Below are 3,360 nucleotides of genomic sequence, written 5' to 3'. Positions count from 1 at the left end.
AAGCATTTGATGTTGCTTTTTCATAAGCCCAATCAAGGGCTTTCATTATTAAAGATTCACTCAATTTTTCTGACATTTTTTAAACCATTCTTTATTGTTAAAACAATATAAATATTTCCTAATATTTTTTTAAGTAGGAAAATAATTTACCTCTATCAAAATTTTGAATAAATAAAAACTAAAAATGTAAAAAAATTGTAACTTTCCGAATACCTATAGTTCATATTTAGACAGAAAGAATTGTATTTTGAAAAGCTTGCATCCTATAAAAATGAAATTTTTAATTTTTATTACTGTTATACTGACTTTGTATTGTTCCAAATCCATAAAATCAGAAGAATTAAATAGCGAAAATAATTGCCAGAAATATACTGTATTAGAAAATGAAAATATTGTCTTTATCCTTAAAAAACACTCTTTATATCCTATTTTTGGAAAAGAAGGATCTCTTGCAAAAACTTATAAATTGCAGAGTAAAAATTCAAATAAGAATAAAAATTTAGTTTATAAAGGAGATATCATCTGTCTTCCTCAAAAAAACAATAATTCATCTAATTTAAAAACAAATGAGAATAAAAATATTGACGATGATAATGTAAGTTTAAAAATACAAAATAATTTTAAAGAATTTCATAAAAAAAATAATTTAACTCCGAATAATTGCCAAAATTATACAATTAATAAAGGTGATACTTTATTCACAATACTTAGAGAGAAAAAACTATATCCAATTTTTGGAAAAAGCGGCTCATTAGAAACAACATTAAAAATAAATTCATTTACAGAAAAAGATATTAAAAATTTAAAAATAAATAGCAATCTATGCCTTCCATTAAAAAACAACTTAATCAATGCTAAGTCTGAAGAAGGTAATAATATATTGAATAAAACAAATAATTCAAATGAAAGTAAAAGTTAAAGTGAAAGTAAAAGTAAAAGTAAAAGTAAAAGTTAAAGTGAAAGTAAAAGTAAAAGTAAAAGTAAAAGTGAAAGTGAAAGTGAAAGTGAAAGTGAAAATTTAAAAATAGATTATAAATTAAACCCAATTATCAATAAAGAAAAATATGTGCCAATTGAAAATAAAGAAAGTCCTCACGAACAAATTATTAGAGATAATAAACAAATAAATACAAGAAAAAATCAAATAAATGAAAATAATATTACAGACAATAAAATAAAACGTAACCTTCAGAATGAGATCGTTCCCAATTTAAAATGCCTAGAATATAAAACAAAAGAAGGAGAAAGCTTAATTGAAATTTTAATAGCCCAAAAAAGAACTCCGCTTTATGGAATAAATGGATCTTTTAATCAAACTCTTTCTTTAAATCCAAATATAAAAATAAATAATCCTACATTTAAAGAAGGAGAAGTTATTTGTTTAGAAGATATTTCAAAAACTAAAAATCCAGAAAATAATTCAAATAAAGAAAACCTCGAAGATAATAAAAATAGCAATCATATGGTTTATGTTGAAGGTGGAGTAAAATACCTAAGACTAATTGAAAAAGACAATGACAATGGAACCTCTGCAACACTTCTTTCTAGACCTATGATAATTACAGAAGGCGGTTTAATTCAAAAATGGACACCAAATTTTCAATCCTATTTTGGAATTAATTTTGGGATATCTCAAATAATGCAATCCGATACTTCTGTTGTTATAGGTGATGATATTATTCGTCTTACAAAATATATTTTAGGTGTTAAATATTACTTCCTACCCGATTTATATGGAAACGTTGAGTATGGATATGGTGATGAGCTTTTGTTTAGAGCTATAAATACAAACACAATGCAAGTAGAAAAAATGGCAACTGCAAAATTAAAAGCATTGGGCGGATATACTTTTCTAAATTTTGAAAATTTAAAATTTCATGGAGAAGCCGCCTTTTTAATAAATACCCCTTTTAATAATGAAATATATGCTTCACAAATTGGGACAGGCTACGAAGCTGCTCTTATTTCCAGTTATGAAACAAAGGATTGGGAAGTGAGAGCGCGATTACATTATTCAAGATATATAACAAATATTCCACCTGTTACTTTTGATTATACTGAAATTGGAATTCTATTACGATTGTCTGCATATTTACCGCAATAAATACATTACCAAGCAATACCAATAGCTCCATTAAAGCCATTTCCCGTTGCTGCACAAGAACTTAAAAAAACGAATACCCTAGAAACATAGGGTTATTTTGTTGTGTTTTATACTAAAAATTTCGGTTATGGTTATCTTTTAATATGCTGCAAAAATCATATAATATTAAATGGTATTTTTTCTTTTGAATAAATAAATGAATTTTTCTTTAAAATAATCTTTACCCTAATTTTTTTTAAATTTACTCTTAATAATTTTGACAATTTAACATAATTTTATCTATTTTATTGAAATTAAAAAATTAGGAACATTTTTATGACTAAGAAAAATTTACATGGTTCTTATAAATTTAAAATTAAATTTAATTGAATTAATAATGGGATTAAATTTTCCTAATCTTGAAAAATGACATATTTAACACAAAATTTAAATTTTAAGGCAAACATTCCGAAATAAATAAGGTTTTTAAGAATTATAAGGAAAAATATAATTGATTAAAAATAAATTCATATATTATTTATATATAATTTTGTTTATTATATGCAATTATATTTTTATTCCTAAAGCATATTCTGAAGAAAATAATTATGAAAATTATAAAATTCAAAAGAATGATACTATTGAATCCATATTGATTAAAAAAAATTTAAGGCCAATTTATGGTAAAACAGGAAGCATTGAAGAATTTATAAAGCTAAATAATAATAAAAGAAAAAGAAATAATCATCTTATTTATCCAGGTGAAATAGTAATTTTACCAAAGAATAAAATGAGCGGAGTTCAAAATAATTCTTATGAGATCAATCTAAATAAATATGAATTTAGCACATCAATTCATTTTAAAGATGGTTCACTTGAAAATTTAACTGATTTACCTGAAGGCTATGTCTACATTGAACATAATGTTGTAAAAGGGGACATGATTAGTATATTACTCAAAAAATATGGAGCCTCCCCTATTTATGGTAAGAATGGAAATCTTTTAAAAACCTTAGAATTAAATCCTAACAAAAAACCAACCAAAGGTGATTTAATATATCCTAATGAAGTTATAATCATACCAATTCTTATATCAAAATTAAAAGAAATGGATGAAAAAGATAGGGAAAATATTTTAATATTAGGTTCTACAGATTCAGAAAAAACAGGTTTAAAAAAGTTAAATTTTAAAGAGTTTATTGATATTCAAGAAAATGATAAAAAGAAAAAAGATGAAATTCTAGAATTAGAGAGGAAAAAAGAGAATATAATAAAAC

Annotated in this window: 3 protein-coding genes; all 3 read left to right on the top strand. The window is 23.8% G+C overall.

Going from position 1 to position 3,360, the window contains the following annotated elements; genetic code table 11:
- The first annotated feature begins 271 nt into the window (after nucleotides 1–271).
- On the top strand, nucleotides 272–919 hold the full coding sequence (locus tag ACIQ56_RS15845; protein ID WP_397602008.1) for a hypothetical protein: 648 nt from the start codon (nucleotides 272–274) through the stop codon (nucleotides 917–919).
- Nucleotides 920–1,066: 147 nt separating this feature from the next.
- Nucleotides 1,067–2,104, top strand: a complete 1,038-nt coding sequence (locus tag ACIQ56_RS15840) for a hypothetical protein (protein WP_397602007.1) — start codon at nucleotides 1,067–1,069, stop codon at nucleotides 2,102–2,104.
- Between the two features lie 490 nt (nucleotides 2,105–2,594).
- On the top strand, nucleotides 2,595–3,360 hold a 766-nt coding region (locus tag ACIQ56_RS15835), incomplete at its 3' end, for a hypothetical protein (protein ID WP_397602006.1).

Origin of the sequence: Silvanigrella sp. (assembly GCF_044369315.1) — a bacterium.
Lineage (GTDB): Bacteria > Bdellovibrionota_B > Oligoflexia > Silvanigrellales > Silvanigrellaceae > Silvanigrella.
The sequence above is the reverse complement of the archived record's forward strand: the minus strand, read 5'-3'. Positions and strand labels throughout refer to the sequence as shown.

Coding starts and splice junctions, on each gene's coding strand:
- ACIQ56_RS15845 (WP_397602008.1), top strand. CDS start 272: ATGAAATTTTTAATTTTTATTACTGTTATACTGACTTTGTATTGTTCC.